Origin of the sequence: Phaeobacter sp. SYSU ZJ3003 (genome assembly GCF_041300735.1) — a bacterium.
In the GTDB taxonomy this organism is placed as follows: domain Bacteria; phylum Pseudomonadota; class Alphaproteobacteria; order Rhodobacterales; family Rhodobacteraceae; genus Phycobacter; species Phycobacter gallaeciensis_A.
Map to the genome: position 1 here is coordinate 30613 of NZ_PXNU01000017.1, position 17298 is coordinate 47910.

Genomic DNA, 17298 nt, shown 5'->3' on the forward strand with positions numbered 1-17298 from the left:
ATGAAAGCGATGTTTGCAGGCTTTGCGGCGATTGCCGTGATCGCCGTAGGAGCGGATCTGGCTCTGGATCGCGCAGGATTTGCCGCGGATGAGAAATTCGCAGGCCAAGCGGTGCGCCTGGATTGAACCAGCCCGTCATCTCTGCCGTCCCGCGCGATGAATACGGCGAAAACCTTGCCGGTGCTTCGATCCTGGTGATCGATGACGAACCGGGTATGCGCAATTTCATGACCAAGATCCTCAGCCCGCGTTGCAAGCGGGTCGAGCAGGCGGCATCGGCGGCGGAAGCCTCCGCAATCCTCGATCAGTCGCATTTCGATCTGGTGATCCTCGACAATATCATGCCGGGCAAGACCGGGCTGGAATGGGTGCAGGAACAGCGCCGGGTGGGACTGTTTGCCGATACCATTCTGGTCACCGCCTATGCGGATCTGGAAACCGCGATCATGGCGCTCCGGGTCGGGGTGGCCGATTTCGTGCTGAAACCGTTCCGGGCCAATCAGATCCTCAATTCGGTGGCGCGGGCGCTGGACCGCAAATATCTGCGCCGGGAAAACTACCTGCTGAAACACGAGTTGTCGGCCGAAGGGTCCGCGGCGCGGGGGCGGCTGCTGGGCAAATCCGCAGCCATCACCCAGGCGCGCGAGATGCTGACCCGGCTGGCGCCACTGCCAACGCCGGTGCTGTTCACTGGCGCCAGTGGCACCGGCAAGGAAATCGCCGCGCGCACGATGCATTCGCTGTCGGACCGGGCGCAGAAGCCGTTTGTAGCTGTCAATTGCGCCGCCATCGCCCCGGACCGGATCGCGCATGAGCTGTTCGGCGTTCTGGACGAACAGGACCGACGCCGAGACGGGTTGTTCCTGCACGCGGATGGCGGCACGCTGTTCCTGGATGAGGTGGCGCAGATGCCCGATCAGGTGCAGGCGGCGCTGTTGCGGGTGCTTGAGGACCAGCGGGTGCGCCCCGTCGGTGCCGAACGGGACATCCCGCTGAACCTGCGGTTCCTTTTTGCCACCAATGCGGATCTCGAAGAGGCCGTGGCCGAGGGCCGGTTCCGCGCCGATCTGTATCATCGTATCAATGTGGTGAAGATCGAGATGCCCCCGCTGCGCGAACGGATCGAGGATATCATCGAACTGGCAGCGCTGTTCATGGAGCAATTCTCGGCGACGCTTGGCATGCCCGCGCTCGAGTTGAACGAGGAAACCTTGCTGAAGTTTTCCCGCTATGACTGGCCCGGCAACGTGCGTGAGCTGCGCAACCTGATCGAACGCTCGGTCATTCTGGGTGAGTTCCCGGAAGAGTTTTCCGGCAAGGGATCGGTCACCGGCCCGGCAGCGATTGAAACGCTGGATCTGGTGACCCAGCGCCACATCATGCACATGCTGGACGCCTGCGATGGCAACCGCGCCGAAGCCGCCCGCCGCCTGGGCGTATCGCGCAAGACCATCGACCGAAAATGCGCCTCCTGGGGGGTGTAAAGAGGTTTAAGGACTGGCCGGAAGCGCCGTTTCAGTCGCGGCGCTCCGGCAGCCAGATCGCAAAGGCGGCGCCGCCTTCCGCGCGGTTTCGCACCGTGATGATCCCGCCTGCATGCTGGATCAGGGTCTGGCTGATCGACAGGCCCAGCCCGGTGCCTTCGCCCGGTTTTGTGGTGTAAAACGGGTTGAACACCTCTGAAATGTGATCCTCGCTGATGCCCGGGCCGCTATCGGCCACTGTCAGGCAAGCCCCCGGCGTGCCATCGCGCTCTTCTGCCTTGAGTGTCAGGGTCAGCGTGCCGGTTTCCTTCATCGCCTGCGCCGCATTGATCACCAGATTGATGATCACCTGCTGCAACTCACCGGGATCAATACGCACCGCCGGGGCGACATCGAAATGACCATCGACCACGATGTTATGCTTGCTGAGCACGTGATCCACCAGCACCAGGCAATCGGTGACCACATTGGCGATATCGACGCTTTCCTTGAAGGTGCCGAATTCTGAAGGCCGGGCGAATTGCAAGAGCTTGCTGACGATGGCGCCGATCCGCATGACCTGATTGTCGATGAGATCCAGCTCGGTCTTCACCTCTGCCGCGCCCGGTCCCAGCGTCATCCGCATCACGTCGACATTGCCCTGGATCACCGCAACCGGGTTGTTGATTTCATGCGCGACCCCGGCGGTGATTTCCCCGATCGAGGCCAGCTTTTCGCTCATCACCAGCTGTTTGTAGGTGTCTTCCAGTTTCTGGTTCGCGGCCCGCAGTTCCGCGGTGCGCTGATCGACGCGGGCGTTCAGCTCTCCGGCCCATTCGCGCAGCTTCTGATCGCGGTCCTGCAACTGGTCCAGCAGGGTATCAAGGTGCGATGCCACCTGTCCGATCTCGTCACCGCTGCCCACATCGCCGTTGCGCGCGGTCAGATCGCCACGCTCCACCCGTTTCATGGTCACGGTCATCCGCTCCAGCGGTGAAAAGATGCCCTTGGCCAGCCACAGGAACAGCGGCGCCGACAGGGCCAGAACCATCAGGAAGGCGCCGACAATGGTCCAGTACGCCTCGGATTTGGCCGCCATATAGGGCGCTTCAAGGAAGCCGACATACAGCATCCCGACCCGTTCTCCGAAACTGTCGGTCAACGGCAGATAGCCCGAGATATACCAGTCGTTGACCACAAAGGCGCGGTTCAGCCAGGTGCGGCCCTCCTCCAGAACCACGCGGCGCACCACCGCCGAGACCCTTGTGCCAAGGGCGCGCACGTCTTCGAACAGGCGCACATTGGTCGACACCCGCGTGTCCTCAAGAAACAGGGTGGCGGTGCCCTGCCGGTTGCCGCCGTCCTCGTCGCTGAGATAGACCAGCGCGTTCAGCGTATCGATGAAATCGAGGTTGCGGTTCAGCAGAAGCCCGCCGCGCAGCACCCCGTTATGGCCGGGCATGATCACCGGGGCGGCGGTGTGCACCACCATGCCGCGATCCTCGACCTTGCGGGTGGTCGGCGCGGCGGCTTCTGTTTCGATCAGGGTGATATTGGCGCGTTCCTGCAGGGCAGGGGAGAGAAGGGACAGATCATCAGAGGAGAAAATGTCGATCTCCGAGGCCAGTTGTCCGGTGGCGGCCGTGCGGATCACTGGCCATTTCTGCTGTGGCCCTTCCAGTTCGGCAAGCGGCAGATATTCGAGGAAATCGAGCTGCAGTTGTTGTCTGCGACTTTCAAGAAGACGGTTCACCGCCTCGGAGCCATCGTTCAGCGCGGCTTGAAAGGCGGTGGATTGCGCCAGGTTCAGCATGCTGTTGGCGGTGCCGGTCTGCAGGTGGCCCAGATATTGCTCGGCGATGCGCAGGTCGCTGTCGACCTTGGCGATCAGCACGGCGTCATAATCGGCATTCCAGCGGGTCATTGCCAGAATAAGCATCAGCGGCATCAGCACGCTGAGCGGTAACAGCGCCAGCAGCAACAGGCGTAGCCGAACGGATTTCAAAGTATGCCCCTCCCATGCCGTGCCATTGCTGCCCGGATCATGCTCGCATCACTGTGGCACCTCACGGGTCAGCGGGGCAAGGGGGCCTTGGCAGGTTGCGGAGGTTCCTCACAACCCGGTGATCCGTTCAGGCATCGGGCCGTGCCTTCAGGCCGGGACAGGTTTTCCGGCCCAGTCAAAAACCATGCCGCTGTTCACAGGTGACAGCCCCGCGATCACCCCGGCCAGACAATCCGCAGCGTAGGCGGGGGTGAACAGCTTGCCTTCGGGCACGGCGCGGCTGAAGGGGCGGGACAGATCAGTGTCTACGGTGCCGGGATGCAGGCCTGCGCAGACGAAATCGGGATTGAGCCGCGCCATTTCGATGGCGTAGTTGCGCAGCAGCATGTTCAGCGCCGCCTTGGAGGCGCGATAGGCGTGCCAACCGCCCAGCCCGTTGTCCGAGATCGAGCCGACCCGCGCCGACAGCGCCGCAAAGATGGTGCGCCGGTCCCTTGGCATCCGTGGGATCAGGTGACGCGCTGCCATGGCCGGGCCAAAGGTATTGACAGCGAAGACCTGTTCGAAGGCAGGCAGGCTTTGCTGTTTCAGGGATTTCTCAGGCTTTAGCGCGGTTCCGTCCGACAGGATTCCAGTGGCCAGGATGATCAGATCGGGTGCTTCCAGCGCGTCGGCCAGCGCGATCAGGCTGGCCTCGTCTGTGATATCGGCGGCATGGGGCACCACCACGGGTCCACCCTCGGGAGTGTCGCCCTGACGGGACACAGCATGCACGGTTTCGACATGGGGCTGGGCGGCGTAATGCTGCACCAGCGCCGCGCCGATGCCGCCACTGGCGCCAAGGATCACAACCTGTTTCGGGGGCGTGTGTGTAGGCATCAATCCCTCGCTACATCAGTTTCAGGAACAGGCGGCGCGGCAGCAGGCGGCCAAGGGTGAAGACCCAGGAAAACGGCGCTGGAAAGCTGGTGCTGAAGCGCCGCCCCTGCATGGCGCGCAGGCAGCGCCGGGCGGCGTCTTCCGGCTCAAGGATCTGCGGCATCTTGAATTGGTTCTTCTGCGTCAGCCGGGTGCGGATAAAGCCGGGGTTGATCACCTGCACCCGCACATTGCTGCCGCGCAGATCAGCCTGCAGGTTTTCCCCCAGATGCATCAGCGCCGCCTTGGAGGCGCCATATCCGATGGCACCCGGCAGGCCGGTAAACCCGGCGAGCGAGCCGATCAGCACGATATGGCCACTGTCCCGGCGGCAAAACTGCGGCACTATCTGCCCCAGTACCCGCAGCGCGCCGGTGAAATTGACCGCGCACATGGTCTCGACTGCCTCCGGCTGCCAGTCCTGCGCGCTGAGCGGATCATAGGCCCCGGCGCAGTAGACCACACCGTCGACAGGCCCCAGATCTGCCATGGCGCGGATCACATCATCCGGGTCCGTCACATCCATCGGTAGCGCCCCGGCATTGGACAGGCCGTCGCAAAGGTGCTGCAGCCGCCCGGCATTGCGGGCGGACAGGATCAGCCGGGCGCCCGCGCCGTCCATCTCCTTGGCCAAGGCCCGGCCCAGCCCTTCGCTGGCGCCGACGATCCACCAGGTCTGCCCTTCGAACATCTCAGCCTTCCGCCGGGCGCATGGTGGCGATCAGCTCGGCGACCTTGATGCCGAACTTGCGCATTTCCGAGCGGTTCAGAATGGTGCCGTTGTCCATCAGGTACATCCAGTCGGTGACGTCCAGCACGTGGCCTCCGGCATCTTCGGGCAGACGGATGCGATAGGTGAGCCGCACGGTGGCGCCCATCTGCTGGCCCTTGCCCTCGCCGATGATATCGTCGGCGGTGGCGGTGAAATGCCCGTCCTCGCCCATGGTCAGATACCATTTGCGCGCCTGGGTGCTGCCATTGGCATAGGCGAAATCCTCGCTCAGCGTGCCGGTGACGCCGTCCCATTCCCCGTTCATCCGCGCAACAAAGCGCGACACAACGCGTCCGCGCGGCCCGTAGATCATGCCTTCGGAGATCAGTGTGCCGGAAAGGCGCTCCTGAATGTCAAAGGCGGGGCCGGTGTCTGCGTAATGCGCCAGCCGCTGGGCGCGAAAGCCAAATCCGGGCCGCCAGAGGGCGAGCACAAGCACGGCAACAAGAAGCAGGAGAACCAGTTTCATGACAAGGAGACCTCTCGCGGCAGGCGCATCACCAGGGCGATCGCCAGCAGTTTGATAAGACAGGGCAAAACGGCATAGGCCAGCGTCAGCGCCATCAGGGCGCTGGCATCATTGGGGCCGCCGGGTTCAAATCCGCTCAGTTGCAGCGCGGGTAGCAGGATCACTGCCGCGGCGGCTAGGGACAGTTTGGCGGCGAATGTCCAAAGGCCAAAGGCCTGCCCGCCGCGTAGCCCCGCCCGCGCCAGCGCCGCCGAGAACAACACCGGCAGGATCACCATATCCGCGCCAAGGGCGGCCCCCGATCCGATGCAGATCGCAGCAAAAGCCCAAGCCGCGCCTGCGGGCAGGAGTGCTGCCCCGCTGAACGACAGGATGGCTAGGGCCATGGCCGGAACCAGTACCTGTCGGGCGCCATAGGCAGCGCTGGCCCGGGTCCAGATTGGCACCGATAGGCCCGCCGCCAGAAAGAACAGGATCAGGAACGGTCCGGCGAGGTCCGGCAGCGCAAGTTTCTCATCGACAAAGAACAGAAACAGGGTCGAAGTCATCGCCACAGGCAGGCTGTTGACCAGGGCAAGCACCAGAAGGCGCAAGCCCCCGGCGCGGCGCAGGGCGGCCCAAGTGACCGGCGCCTCGGGGCTGCTGGGAATCTGCCACAGCGGGCGGGTCAATGCCCAGACGCCAACGCAGATCAGGGCCAGCAGGATACCAAAGGCGGCATAGCCGCCACCATTGGCCCCGGCCTGCTGCAACAGCGATGGCGCCAGCGCGGCGAGGATGATCCCGGCGAGCGTGCCGCCTTCGCGCCAGCCTGCCAGCCGGATCAGTGCCTCAGGCGATCCCGCCAGGCTGGTGCTGTGGCCATAAAACAGGATGGTCCCCAAGCTGTAGGCGCTGAACAGCAGCACCAGTGCGGCGATGAGCCAGACCAGCCCTCCCGCGGCGGGTATCAGGGTGTAGAGCATCAGGAACCCCGCTGCCATGCCAAGGCAGGCGAGGGCGGCAAAGGCGCCGCGCGCATGCTCATACCGGTCAATCAGCCAACCAAGCGCCGGGTCCTGCACGAAATCCACCACCCGGATCACCGCCAGAATGGCGCCAAGGGTGGCAAGGCTCATCCCCAGCTCTGCCGAGGCATAGCGCGGCAGGTGGATATAGAGCGGCAACCCCGCTGCCGCCAGCATGAGCGCAAAAAGACTGATCCGGGCTGCGTGCATCAATCGCCTCGCAGCCGCGCCGACAGACGCGCCGAGCGGCTGTTGTCCGAAAGCCAGATGCCAAGGAAGCGTTTGCGCAGGTCTGGGTGACGGATGGCGCAGGTCTGCTGCCCGTTGAGATGCAGAACCAGACTGTCTGGCTGGGTCGATACAGCCGTGAATACATCACCGCGCGCCACATCGCGGAAACAGCTGGCAAGTTTTTGCATCATCGCGGCCTGATCCGCGCGCGGCCCTTCGATCCGCTGGATCTCGACGCGGGTGGATTTGGTCAGATCGTCCTGCGAGATGCTGCGGAAATATTCGATCTGCAAGGCCAGCGGCTGGCGCCAGCCAAACCGGGACTCCCCCTCTGTGTGCAGGCTGGCGCGGTAGATCGGCAGACCCAGCCAGCGGACCATGACGGTGCCCAGCTCAACCGGCTGCGACAGGCCAAAGCCGCGCAGGTTTGCCGCTGCCGCGCCGGGCAGCAGCAGCGCCGCGATCAACAGCGCGGCGGCCAGAGGCGGGAACCGGTGCTCAGGCATGGGTCAGCTCAACCTGCACTACATCGGTCTGGCCCACGGCAAAGGAGCCGGCGCAGATCTCCAGATAATAGCGCCAGTTGCGCAGGAAGGCCGCGTCATAGCCCAGCTCCATGATCCGGGGCGCCCGTTTCGCCAGCTGCTCGGCCCATGTCCGGCAGGTGCGGGCATAATCCTGCCCAAAGGCGAAGGAGTTCGTCACCTGCAGACCCGCCTGCCGCGCCTGATGGGCAATCACCGCATCCGACAGCAGCATGCCACCGGGGAAAGTGTACTGGCGGATATAATCCGAGGAGTTGCGGTAGATGTCGAAATAGCTGTCCTGCACGGTGATCGCCTGAATGACTGCCTTGCCGCCCTCTGCCAGACGTGCCTTGACGGTCTGGAAATAGCTGGGCCAGTAGCGCTCGCCCACGGCCTCGATCATCTCGATCGAGACGATATTGTCGTAGGTGCCGGTGGATTTGCGGTAATCGCACAGCTCGATCGAGGCGCGCCCGTCCAGCCGCGCGTCGGCATAGCCGTGCTGACTGGGCGAGATGGTCAGCCCAGTGACATCGCGCCCGGCATCGGCGGCGCGTTCGGCGAAACCGCCCCAGCCGCAGCCGATTTCCAGCACCCGCTCGCCCCGTGTCAGCCGGTTCAGCACCCGGTCGTATTTGCGGTTCTGGGCGCGCTCCAGATCATTGTCGCCGGGGGCAAACAGCGCCGAGGAATAGGTCATGCCGCTATCGAGCCAAAGTTGGTAGAACTCGTTCCCGACGTCGTAATGCGCCTTGATGTTGCGGGCCGAACCACGGATCGAATTGGCGCGCAGGATCTTGTCGACGGCGCGGAACTTCAGCCCGCTCCAGAAGCTCGGGTAGGCAAAATCGCCAAAATAATCGAGGTTCAGGATCGCCACCTGGATCAGGGTTTCGATGCTGGAGGTCTCCCACATGCCTTCGATGTAGGTTTCGCCCAGCCCGATATCACCGCGCGCGGCCATGGCGGTGACGGCGGCCCAGTCGAACAGCACCATGTCTGCCGCCGGGGCGCCGCTGCCGAAATCATGCACTTCGCCTTCCGGGGTGGTCAGGCGCAGGCTGCCCTTGCGGATCTGGGCGCAGCTGTCGAGAAAATCGCGTTTTACACGGTTGGTAATGAAAAGCATCAGCTGACCTCCTGCTTTGGGGGGAGGGGGCGGGATCTGTATGGCGCCCCTTTGAGTTTCAGTTTCAGGGCCTGCCAATGGATCAGGGCGATGGTGCGGAACGCGCCAAAGGGCCGCCGTAGGGCCGCCCGAAGGATCGAGCCGTTGCTGAGCTGTCGCCGCCGCCCGGTCAGGGTGGCAATCACGCCTTCAGCGCCATGTTCCAGCGCAATGCGGATGGCGATCCGGTCCGGGCGGATATCGTAGTGGAACCGGTAGTCCCCCGCGATCTGCTGGAAGGGCGAGACGTGAAAGATCTTGCTGGCGGTGATTTCGTCACCGGCCGTAATCGGCGCAAACCCGTCAAGATGGCACAGGTAGCTGTGACGGTCGCCAAAGGTGTTGGAGACCTCGGCAATCACCGCCCGCAGCGTGTCACCCTCCATCGCCAGCCAGAAGCTGACTGGGTTGAAAGTGTACCACAGGAATCCCGGTTGCGTCAGCAGCAGAATCTGAAGGCCGTCCAGCTCCAGACCGGCCCCGGCAAAGACCTCTTGCGCCCAAGGCAGGCCGCGCCCGGCGCCCGGCGCGCCGCCATGGTTGCGGTCATTGACCGAAGACAGGTTGAAACCATTGCGCGAGAACAGCCCTGGCCGCGCCTCTGACAGCGGGTCGATCAGCACGTAATCGACACCATAGCGGAAGGCATTGCGGATGCCGCCGCGGCGCGCGTGGCTGGTGTGGCCCGCGATATGGTCGGGCCAGAGGGGAGCGGGGCTGTCGCTCATGCCAGCACCTGCGCCAGGCTGCGGGCGTCGATGCCGCGGGCGACTCGCACCGCGCTGGCAAATCCGTCCTCGTGGAACCCGTGGCGCAGATATGCGCCCGCGAACCAGGTGTTGTTGTCGCCCTGGATGTCGTGGATCTGTTTCTGGGCGCGGATGGCGGCCTGATCGAACACCGGATGGCGGAAGGTGTTGGTGTCATAGATCGTCTCGTCACGCACCGGCCTGACTGGGTTCAGCGAGATGAACAGCGGATCACTCTCTGGAATGTTCTGTAGCCGGTTCATCCAGTAGGTCACGCCGATCGCCGGGCGGCTGTCCTGCGCCGCCGCCTTGTAGACCCAGGAGGACCAGCAGGCGCGCCGTTTCGGCATTTGCCCGGCGTCGCGGTGCAGGATCACCTCGTTATCCTGATACCGCATATTGCCGAGGATCATCTCTTCCTGCGCGGTGGGAGAGGACAGCAGCCGCAGCGCATCGTCGGAATGGCAGGCCATGATGACCTGATCGAACTCCTGCGTTTCGCCATAAGGCAAGCGGATGGTGACGCCTGCCTCGGTGCGATCCACCGCCTGCACCGGCGTGCCGGGGCGCAGGGTGCAGCCATTGGCCTTCAGATGCGCCTCCAGCCTGCGGACGTATTCGATGCTGCCACCCTTTACCGTCCACCACTGGTGCTGCCCCGTGGCGCTGAGCAAGGCGTGATTGCGGAAGAACTGCACCAGCGACCGGGCCGGAAAGCCACGGATCTCCTCCATCGGGGTGGACCAGATCGCGCCGCAGATCGGCATCAGGTAATAGCGCTGGAACCAGTCGCCAAGGCGAAGCTCGTCCATCAGCTGACCGATGGTGACATCGTCACTGCGGGCGGTTTCGACCGCGCGGGCGTTAAAGCGCAGGATGTCGCGCACCATGCCGTGAAAGGCCGGGCGGGCCACGTTACGGCGCTGGCCGAACAGGGATGTAAGGCTTTTCAGCCCGTATTCGACGGCGCCGTCGTCAATGCTGGCGCCAAATGTCATATCGCTTTTGATGATGGGCACATCCAGATCGCGGAACATCGCGGTCAGATGCGGATAATTGACAAAGTTGAACACGATAAAGCCGGTATCGACCGGCTGGGTCCCATGCATCCCCGCCTGGACGGTGCGCGCGTGTCCGCCAAGGCGCGGCGCGGCTTCGAACAGGGTCACGTCATGGCCGGGTGCCAGACGATAGGCGGCGGCGAGACCAGAAATGCCACCGCCAACAATAGCAATGCGCTGGCGACGTAGGGGTGGGACATCAAATGACATGTGTTCTCCGTTTCTTTTCAGGGAGTACGCCGCCATTCCCGGGCCGGATCAAAAGTTTTCGCCTTCTTGGGATGAAATCGAAGCGATGCGTTCGCGCAGAAAAAATTCTGGTGGCTTTTGATCCAGTCGCAGCGGCGCCACGTAACACTGGCATGTTGGAACTTGATGCAGATCCCGCTCTTGATGCGCCCGAGCTACCGGTTACGGTAGGTGAGGTGACCGCCGATGCGCGGGAAAGGAAACAAGTGGATACCAACAGCTTTTCTGAGCAGACCCTCTGGATGCTTGCGGTGCGGGACCAGCGGGACCGGGCCGCCTTTGGCTTGCTGTTCGACCACTTTGCGCCGCGGCTCAAAGGGGTGATCTGCCGCTCGGGCATTTCACAGAGTCAGGCCGAGGATATCGTGCAGGACGTGATGCTGACGGTCTGGCGCAAGGCACACCTGTTCGACCCGCAGCGGGCGCAGGTGTCGTCCTGGATTTACCAAATCGCGCGAAATCGTCAGATCGATGTGATCCGAAAGGAACGTCGCCCCGTACCCGAAGAGCTGAAGCAACCCGAAGAGGTGCAGGAAGACGCGGCGCAGATCGTTGCCCTGGAGCAAGAGACGTCGCGCCTGAGGGAGGCCTTGAAGCGGCTGAAGCCCGCACAACGCGAGATGGTGGAAAAGGCTTACCTCGGGGAGCTGAGCCATTCGGACATCCGCGCTGAAACGGGTCTGCCGCTTGGCACGATAAAATCCCGCATCCGGCTTGGACTGGAACGGTTGCGGCACGAATTGAAGGGAACTGAAACCTCATGAGCAGCATCACCCATCATATCCCTGATGAGCTGCTGATCGCCTATGCCTCGGGGAGCCTGGAACAGGCTTTCTCGCTGGTGCTGGCGGCGCATATCTCTATGTGCGACGAGTGCCGCGCCCGTCTGGGTGCGCATGAGGCGGTTGGCGGCGCCATGCTTGAAAATGCCTGCGGCACCGAGGCCGGAATGGCCGTGTCGGCGGATCTGAAGGCGCGGCTTCTGGATGCGCTCGATGACCCTGTTGAGCCCGCGCCCCCGGCCTATCACCGCTCTGGTGTGTTTCCCGGACCGGTGATGGAGGCGCTGGGCGGGCTGCCCCCGAAGTGGAAACCGCTCGGCATGGGCGTGCGCCAGTCGATCTTGTCTCATGGCAAGGGCGGCAGCGTGCGATTGCTATATATCCCCTCGGGGCAGGCGGTGCCGGACCATGGTCACAACGGGCTGGAGCTGACGCTGGTGCTGCAGGGCGCGTTCCACGATGAAACCGGACGTTTTGGCGTCGGCGATGTAGAGATTGCCGACAGCGATCTGGAGCATACTCCGGTGGCCGAAGAGGGCGCGGCCTGTATCTGCCTGGCCGCTACTGACGCGGCGCTGCGGTTCCGTTCCTTCATCCCGCGCCTGCTGCAACCGGTGTTCCGGATCTAGACGGGCAGATCAGATATCTCCGCCCGGTTGGGCGGATTGAGGCAAGGGCCGCGCATCGCGTGGCCCTTTTTGCGTGTACCAATCCGGGCGACGCATATGGTTGTGAAGGTACGCCTCTGGACTTTGACATTGATATTTCATATATCAGTATACTTATTAAGAATTCCCATAGTGCAATTTCAGGTATGCTTCATGATTACCGGCCCCCAGATGCGCGCGGCGCGTGCCCTTCTTGGTATTGATCAGAAAACCCTCGCGGAACGCGCCGGGCTTTCGGTGCCGACGATCCAGCGCATGGAGGCCAGCGCGGGCAACGTCCGGGGCGTGGTCGACAGCCTGACCAAGGTGGTCACTGCGCTGGAACAGGCGGGTATCGAGCTGATCGCCGAAGGCGTGCCCAGCACGGCTGGCGGGCGCGGTGTGCGCCTGAAATCTCCACCCCAGACCCCTTAAGATCCAAATCCGCGACGGCGACCGCCGACGTTATGCCGACGATCCCGCCGCACACCAACCAAAGGTGCGGCCCAGATGAAAGACCAGACCAGCAGTGCGCATGAAGCGCCAAGCTTTGCAGAGCTGTATACACCGAAACTGATTACCGTGCTGCGCGAAGGCTACGGTCTGGCGCGGCTGCGCGGAGATGCCATTGCCGGGCTGACGGTCGCCATCGTGGCGCTGCCCCTGTCGATGGCCATCGCCATCGCCTCGGGGGCGACCCCGGCGCAGGGGCTTTATACGGCGATTGTCGGCGGATTTCTGGTCTCGCTGCTGGGCGGATCGCGGTTCCAGATCGGCGGCCCGGCGGGTGCCTTTATCGTTCTGGTCGCCGCAACGGTGGCGCAGCACGGGATCGAAGGGTTGGTGCTGGCGACCTTCCTGTCGGGGCTGATGCTGCTGGCGGTGGGGTTCCTGCGGCTGGGCACCTTTATCAAGTTCATTCCCTTTCCGGTCACCGTGGGCTTCACGGCGGGGATCGCGGTGATCATCTTTGCCAGCCAGATCAAAGAGCTGTTCGGGCTGACCTTGCCTCATGAACCGGGAGAGCTGCTGGAAAAATTCCCGGCGCTTTGGGAGGTGAGGGAAAGCATCACCCCGGCGGCGCTGGGCCTGTCGATTGTAACCGTTGCGGTGATCCTTGGCCTCAAACGCTGGCGCCCGCATTGGCCCGGCATGCTGATCGCAGTGGCGCTGGCGGCGACGGCCACGGCATTTCTGGCACTGCCGGTGCAGACCATCGGCACCAAATTCGGCGGCATTCCCGCCTCGTTGCCTGCGCCGCGCCTGCCGGATCTGTCGCTGGATCACATTCTGGCGGTGCTGCCCTCTGCGGTGTCCTTTACCCTGCTGGGGGCCATTGAATCGCTGCTGTCGGCAGTGGTGGCCGATGGCATGACCGGGCGCCGTCACCGCTCTAATTGCGAGTTGGTGGCGCAAGGGGCGGCAAATATAGCTTCCTCCCTGTTCGGCGGCTTCTGCGTGACGGGCACCATTGCCCGCACTGCGACCAACGTGCGCGCCGGGGCACATGGTCCCATCGCGGGGATGTTGCACGCGGTCTTCCTGCTGCTGTTCATGCTGATCGCGGCGCCGCTGGCCTCCTACATTCCGCTGGCGGGGCTGGCCGGGGTGTTGGCCGTGGTGGCGTGGAACATGATCGAGCGGCCTGCGATCGCCATCCTGCTGCGCTCGGGCTGGGGTGAGGCGACGGTTCTGGGCGCGACCTTCTTCCTGACCATTTTCCGCGATCTGACCGAGGCCATCGTTGTCGGTCTTGCCCTGGGGTCGGTGCTGTTCATCCAGCGGATGAGCCGGGCAACGGCGGTGTCGCGGCATACGCCATTGGTCGGGCGGGACGAGGCCGATAGCGCGGATGGGCGCGGCGAATACCACGAAGAGCAGGCGGCGAACCCGGATGTCGTGGTCTACCGCATCACCGGGGCACTGTTCTTTGGTGCCACCGCCTCGATCGGGTCGGTGCTGGACCGCATTCAGGATAGCCACAAGGCGCTGATCGTTGATTTCTCGGCGGTGCCGTTTCTGGATTCAACCGGCGCCAATATGATCGAAGGTCTGGCGCATAAGGCCCAAAAGCAGGGCGTTGCCCTGTGGCTGACCGGGGCGGGGCTGGATATCCGGCGCGTCTTTGCCACCCATGGGCTGCGCCACCCGCTGGTCCATGATGCTGCAACGGTAGAGGCGGCGCTGGCCAGGATCACTGGCAGGGACGATGAGGTCCGCAAGGCCGGGTGATCTGCGGTCTATACGGCACGAAAAAGGGGCCGCTGCGCGCGGCCCCCGTGCAATCCCACCCGCCATGATCTGCCGGGTGGGCCAGTGATTGCTTGCTCTCATTCGCTCAGCTGGCGAGCGCCATCTCTTCTGGCTTCATCAGGCGGCCCATGTGGCGGCCGGTGTCCAGCATGCGGTTGGAAAAGCCCCATTCGTTGTCATACCAGCTGACCACCCGCACCAGCCCTTCGCTGGTGACAGCGGTCTGCGCGGCGGCAAAGCAGGACGAATGCGGGTCGTGGTTGAAATCGACCGAGACCATCGGATCTTCTTCATAGGCCAGAATGCCCGCCAGCCCGTTCTCCGAGGCTGCGCGCAGGGCGTCATTGACCTCTTCGACCGTGGCAGCGCGCTCGGGCACAAAGCTGAGATCGACAACCGAGACGTTCGGCGTCGGCACCCGGATGGCGGAGCCTTCCAGCCGTCCTTTCAGATGCGGCAGCACCTCGGCGATGGCGCGGGCGGCGCCGGTGGAGGTCGGGATCATCGACAGGGCCGCGGCGCGGGCGCGGTAGGGGTCCTTGTGCGGGCTGTCGTGGGTCGGCTGGTCGCCGGTATAGGCGTGAATGGTGGTCATGTAGCCGGTCTTGATGCCAAAAGCCTGATCCAGCACCTGCGCCACCGGCGCCAGGCAGTTGGTGGTGCAGGAGGCGTTGGAGACCACCAGATCGTCCGCGGTCAGATCCATGTGGTTGACGCCATAGACCACGGTGCGGTCGACCTCCTTGCCGGGGGCGGAGATCAGGACGCGTTTCGAACCATTGCCCAAATGCGCCGCCGCCGCATCGCGGCTGGTGAACAGGCCGGTGCATTCATAGGCGATGTCGACGCCTTCCCAAGGCAGATCTGCCGGGTTGCGCTCGGCGCTGAGCCGGATGGTGTGGCGACCCACCCGCAGGGTCCCGTCCGCGAGAGAGACAGGTGCGCGCAGGCGACCATGCACGGAATCGTATTTCAGCAGATGCAGCAGGGTTTCGGCGGGGGCCAGATCGTTGATCGCCACCACGTCGATGTCGGTGTCGCCGCGTTCCAGCAGGGCGCGCAGAACGCCACGGCCGATGCGGCCAAATCCGTTGATTGCGATCTTGAGGGTCATGGCATCTGTCTCCGTGCAGTGGGCGTGTTCAGAATCGCCCCTTGGTTGCGGTAACGATAGCGGTGGCGCTAACATTTGTGTATTCGTTATCGATAACGATCAAGTAAATCAACCCTGCCTGAAATCATCGGCCAATCCCGGCCCGCTGCCTCTTGCGGCTGGGCGCGAAGTGCTGGACCATGCGCGCATGACAAAGAAGCTGCTGCTCAAGGACGTCGCCCGTCTGGCCGGGGTCAGTGAAATGACCGCCTCTCGCGCGTTGCGCGGGACCACGGATGTGTCCAAGGCAACCCGCGCGCGGGTCGAGGAAATCGCCCGTGCCCATGGCTATGTGCCCAATCGCATCGCCGGATCGCTGTCCTCGCAATCGGTCAATCTGGTTGCGGTGGTGGTGCCGTCTCTGAACAGTTTTGTCTTTCCCGAGGTGCTGTCGGGGATTTCCCACGTGCTGAAGGAAACGCAGCTGAAACCGGTGGTTGGCGTATCGGGCTATGAACTCGATGAAGAAGAGGCCGTGATTCGCGAAATGCTGAGCTGGCGTCCCTCGGGGCTGATCGTGGCGGGGCTGGAGCACACTGAGGCCACCCGACGCATGCTCGAGCAGGCGGATTGCCCGGTGGTGGAGGTGATGGATGTGGATGGCACCCCGGTGCGCCACTGCGTCGGCATTTCCCATCTGCAGGCGGGACGCGACATGGCGGCGCAGATCCTGTCGCAGGGTTATCGGCAGATCGGCTTTATCGGCACCAAGATGCCGCAGGATTTCCGCGCCCGTAAACGTTTTGACGGCTTTGTCGAAGGATTGGCAGAGCAGGGTGTCACGCTGATGGACCGGGAACATTATGCCGGAGAAAGCTCGATCCAGACCGGGCGTCAGCTGACCGCGCAGATGCTGGAGCGCACGCCGGAACTGGAGTGTATCTATTACTCCAGCGACGTGATGAGCGTCGGCGGTCTGATGCATTGCCAGGCCGAGGGGCTTTCGGTGCCCGGCGACGTGGCGCTGGCGGGGTTCAACAACCTGCAAATCCTGCAAGGACTTCCGCAGGAACTGGCCACCACTGATGCCTGCCGCCGCGAGATCGGCGAACGCGCTGCGCGCATCGTGCTTGAGACGCGGGAGGCGGATCAGCCAACGCCGCCCGTTTGCGTGCAACTGAGCCCGACCATCAGCCTGGGGCGGTCGCTCTAGCTCTGCCTATCCGTCTTACGGTTGGATGGGGTCCGCTGTCAGGATCGCCTCCATTCCTGCGGTGCAAAAGGCGATCAGCTGGTCGACCTGCGCTTCGGCGGCGCCAGGGCTCAGCGCCTCGATCCGCCAGCCGGTGTTGAGAAAGGCGAGCATCGCAGCCACGGAATAAACCTGACCGGTGGCGGCGGCCTGACGTTCAGCCTGCGGATAAAGCGCCAGAATCTCCTCGATAAACCGGTTGGCCGTGGGGTCGAAACATTGCGCAGCAAGTGGCCGCCAACGGGGATCAGCGGACACATGCGCGACCAGGCGGCCATAGTGCTGCCAATGGGGGCCGCCGGTGCGTGCCAGCGTCACATAGGCCCGCATGAAGACATCCAACAGGCCGCGCAGCGACAGGGCATCCTCGGCCCTGAGGCGCTCCAGCCCCGCCATACGCACGTCGGCCAGTTCATCGGCACGGCGGGTGACGGTCTGATGAAACAGCTCTTCCTTGCCGCCACCGTGATGGTGCACCAGCCCGACCTGTACCCCGGCCAGCGCTGCGATATCGCGCAGCGAGGCGCCTTCGAATCCGCGCTCGGCAAAAAGCGCTTCGGCGGCGTCCAGGATCCGCGCCTTGGTCTGCAGTGACCGCGCCGAAGGGGCGCGTTTGCGTTGTTTTTCCACGAAAAACTCCCGTTGATGAAAA

The 17298-nt window shown here is 63.7% G+C and carries 18 protein-coding genes; 7 read left to right on the forward strand and 11 right to left on the reverse strand.

Annotation, left to right across the window (positions count from 1 at the left end; all coding sequences use genetic code 11):
- Both C6W91_RS07830 and C6W91_RS07835 read left to right on the forward strand, forming a co-directional pair.
- Nucleotides 1-126, forward strand: coding sequence for a hypothetical protein (locus tag C6W91_RS07830; protein WP_257784210.1), 126 nt, complete (start codon nt 1-3; stop codon nt 124-126).
- Nucleotides 123-1484 (forward strand): sigma-54-dependent transcriptional regulator, encoded by a 1362-nt coding sequence (locus C6W91_RS07835; protein WP_370570682.1) that lies wholly within the window; start codon nt 123-125, stop codon nt 1482-1484. Before C6W91_RS07830 ends, C6W91_RS07835 begins: the two co-directional genes overlap by 4 nt.
- 31 nt (nt 1485-1515) lie before the next feature.
- Here the strand turns inward: C6W91_RS07835 and C6W91_RS07840 are convergent, their stop codons facing one another.
- The 9 genes from C6W91_RS07840 to C6W91_RS07880 form a co-directional block, all read right to left on the reverse strand.
- A complete protein-coding gene (locus C6W91_RS07840) occupies nt 1516-3468 on the reverse strand; it encodes a cache domain-containing protein (RefSeq protein ID WP_370570683.1) in 1953 nt (650 codons plus the stop codon).
- Nucleotides 3469-3615: 147 nt separating this feature from the next.
- Nucleotides 3616-4347 (reverse strand): SDR family NAD(P)-dependent oxidoreductase, encoded by a 732-nt coding sequence (locus C6W91_RS07845; RefSeq protein WP_370570684.1) that lies wholly within the window; start codon nt 4345-4347, stop codon nt 3616-3618.
- A gap of 10 nt (nt 4348-4357) precedes the next feature.
- Nucleotides 4358-5077: an SDR family NAD(P)-dependent oxidoreductase gene (locus C6W91_RS07850; RefSeq protein ID WP_370570685.1), complete on the reverse strand. Its 720-nt coding sequence runs from the start codon at nt 5075-5077 to the stop codon at nt 4358-4360.
- Between the two features lies 1 nt (nt 5078).
- A complete protein-coding gene (locus C6W91_RS07855) occupies nt 5079-5627 on the reverse strand; it encodes a DUF3833 domain-containing protein (protein ID WP_274866978.1) in 549 nt (182 codons plus the stop codon).
- Complete coding sequence (locus tag C6W91_RS07860) at nt 5624-6844, reverse strand: MFS transporter (protein WP_370570686.1); 1221 nt, start codon at nt 6842-6844, stop codon at nt 5624-5626. Before C6W91_RS07860 ends, C6W91_RS07855 begins: the two co-directional genes overlap by 4 nt.
- A complete protein-coding gene (locus C6W91_RS07865; RefSeq protein WP_065272602.1) occupies nt 6844-7371 on the reverse strand; it encodes a chalcone isomerase family protein in 528 nt (175 codons plus the stop codon). The genes C6W91_RS07860 and C6W91_RS07865 overlap by 1 nt, the downstream gene beginning before the upstream one ends.
- Entirely contained in the window at nt 7364-8521 is a 1158-nt protein-coding gene (locus C6W91_RS07870; RefSeq protein WP_065272603.1) for a cyclopropane-fatty-acyl-phospholipid synthase family protein, read from the reverse strand. Before C6W91_RS07870 ends, C6W91_RS07865 begins: the two co-directional genes overlap by 8 nt.
- A complete protein-coding gene (locus tag C6W91_RS07875) occupies nt 8521-9288 on the reverse strand; it encodes a DUF1365 domain-containing protein (RefSeq protein WP_065272604.1) in 768 nt (255 codons plus the stop codon). The genes C6W91_RS07870 and C6W91_RS07875 overlap by 1 nt, the downstream gene beginning before the upstream one ends.
- The gene (locus C6W91_RS07880) at nt 9285-10580 is read right to left on the reverse strand and encodes an NAD(P)/FAD-dependent oxidoreductase (protein WP_065273716.1); all 1296 of its coding nucleotides are present in this window, start codon (nt 10578-10580) and stop codon (nt 9285-9287) included. The genes C6W91_RS07875 and C6W91_RS07880 overlap by 4 nt, the downstream gene beginning before the upstream one ends.
- A gap of 152 nt (nt 10581-10732) precedes the next feature.
- Here C6W91_RS07880 and C6W91_RS07885 point away from each other — a divergent pair, with 152 nt between their 5' ends.
- The 4 genes from C6W91_RS07885 to C6W91_RS07900 all read left to right on the forward strand — a co-directional run bounded on the left by C6W91_RS07885 (nt 10733) and on the right by C6W91_RS07900 (nt 14280).
- Nucleotides 10733-11383, forward strand: a complete 651-nt coding sequence (locus C6W91_RS07885) for a sigma-70 family RNA polymerase sigma factor (protein ID WP_370570712.1) — start codon at nt 10733-10735, stop codon at nt 11381-11383.
- Nucleotides 11380-12030 carry a ChrR family anti-sigma-E factor gene (locus C6W91_RS07890; RefSeq protein WP_274831366.1) on the forward strand — a complete coding sequence of 217 codons (651 nt, stop codon included), beginning with the start codon at nt 11380-11382 and terminating at the stop codon, nt 12028-12030. Before C6W91_RS07885 ends, C6W91_RS07890 begins: the two co-directional genes overlap by 4 nt.
- Nucleotides 12031-12222: 192 nt before the next feature.
- Nucleotides 12223-12483, forward strand: coding sequence for a helix-turn-helix domain-containing protein (locus C6W91_RS07895; RefSeq protein WP_274831365.1), 261 nt, complete (start codon nt 12223-12225; stop codon nt 12481-12483).
- A 75-nt stretch (nt 12484-12558) separates the two neighbouring features.
- Nucleotides 12559-14280, forward strand: a complete 1722-nt coding sequence (locus tag C6W91_RS07900; protein ID WP_370570687.1) for a SulP family inorganic anion transporter — start codon at nt 12559-12561, stop codon at nt 14278-14280.
- A 106-nt stretch (nt 14281-14386) separates the two neighbouring features.
- On the opposite strand, the gene gap is transcribed toward C6W91_RS07900, so the two are convergent.
- Nucleotides 14387-15415, reverse strand: coding sequence for a type I glyceraldehyde-3-phosphate dehydrogenase (gene gap / locus C6W91_RS07905; RefSeq protein ID WP_274866985.1), 1029 nt, complete (start codon nt 15413-15415; stop codon nt 14387-14389).
- Between the two features lie 187 nt (nt 15416-15602).
- Here gap and C6W91_RS07910 point away from each other — a divergent pair, with 187 nt between their 5' ends.
- Nucleotides 15603-16607 (forward strand): LacI family DNA-binding transcriptional regulator, encoded by a 1005-nt coding sequence (locus C6W91_RS07910; RefSeq protein WP_065272610.1) that lies wholly within the window; start codon nt 15603-15605, stop codon nt 16605-16607.
- Nucleotides 16608-16622: 15 nt separating this feature from the next.
- On the opposite strand, the gene C6W91_RS07915 is transcribed toward C6W91_RS07910, so the two are convergent.
- Nucleotides 16623-17276 carry a TetR/AcrR family transcriptional regulator gene (locus tag C6W91_RS07915; RefSeq protein ID WP_274831362.1) on the reverse strand — a complete coding sequence of 218 codons (654 nt, stop codon included), beginning with the start codon at nt 17274-17276 and terminating at the stop codon, nt 16623-16625.
- Between the last annotated feature and the right edge of the window lie 22 nt (nt 17277-17298).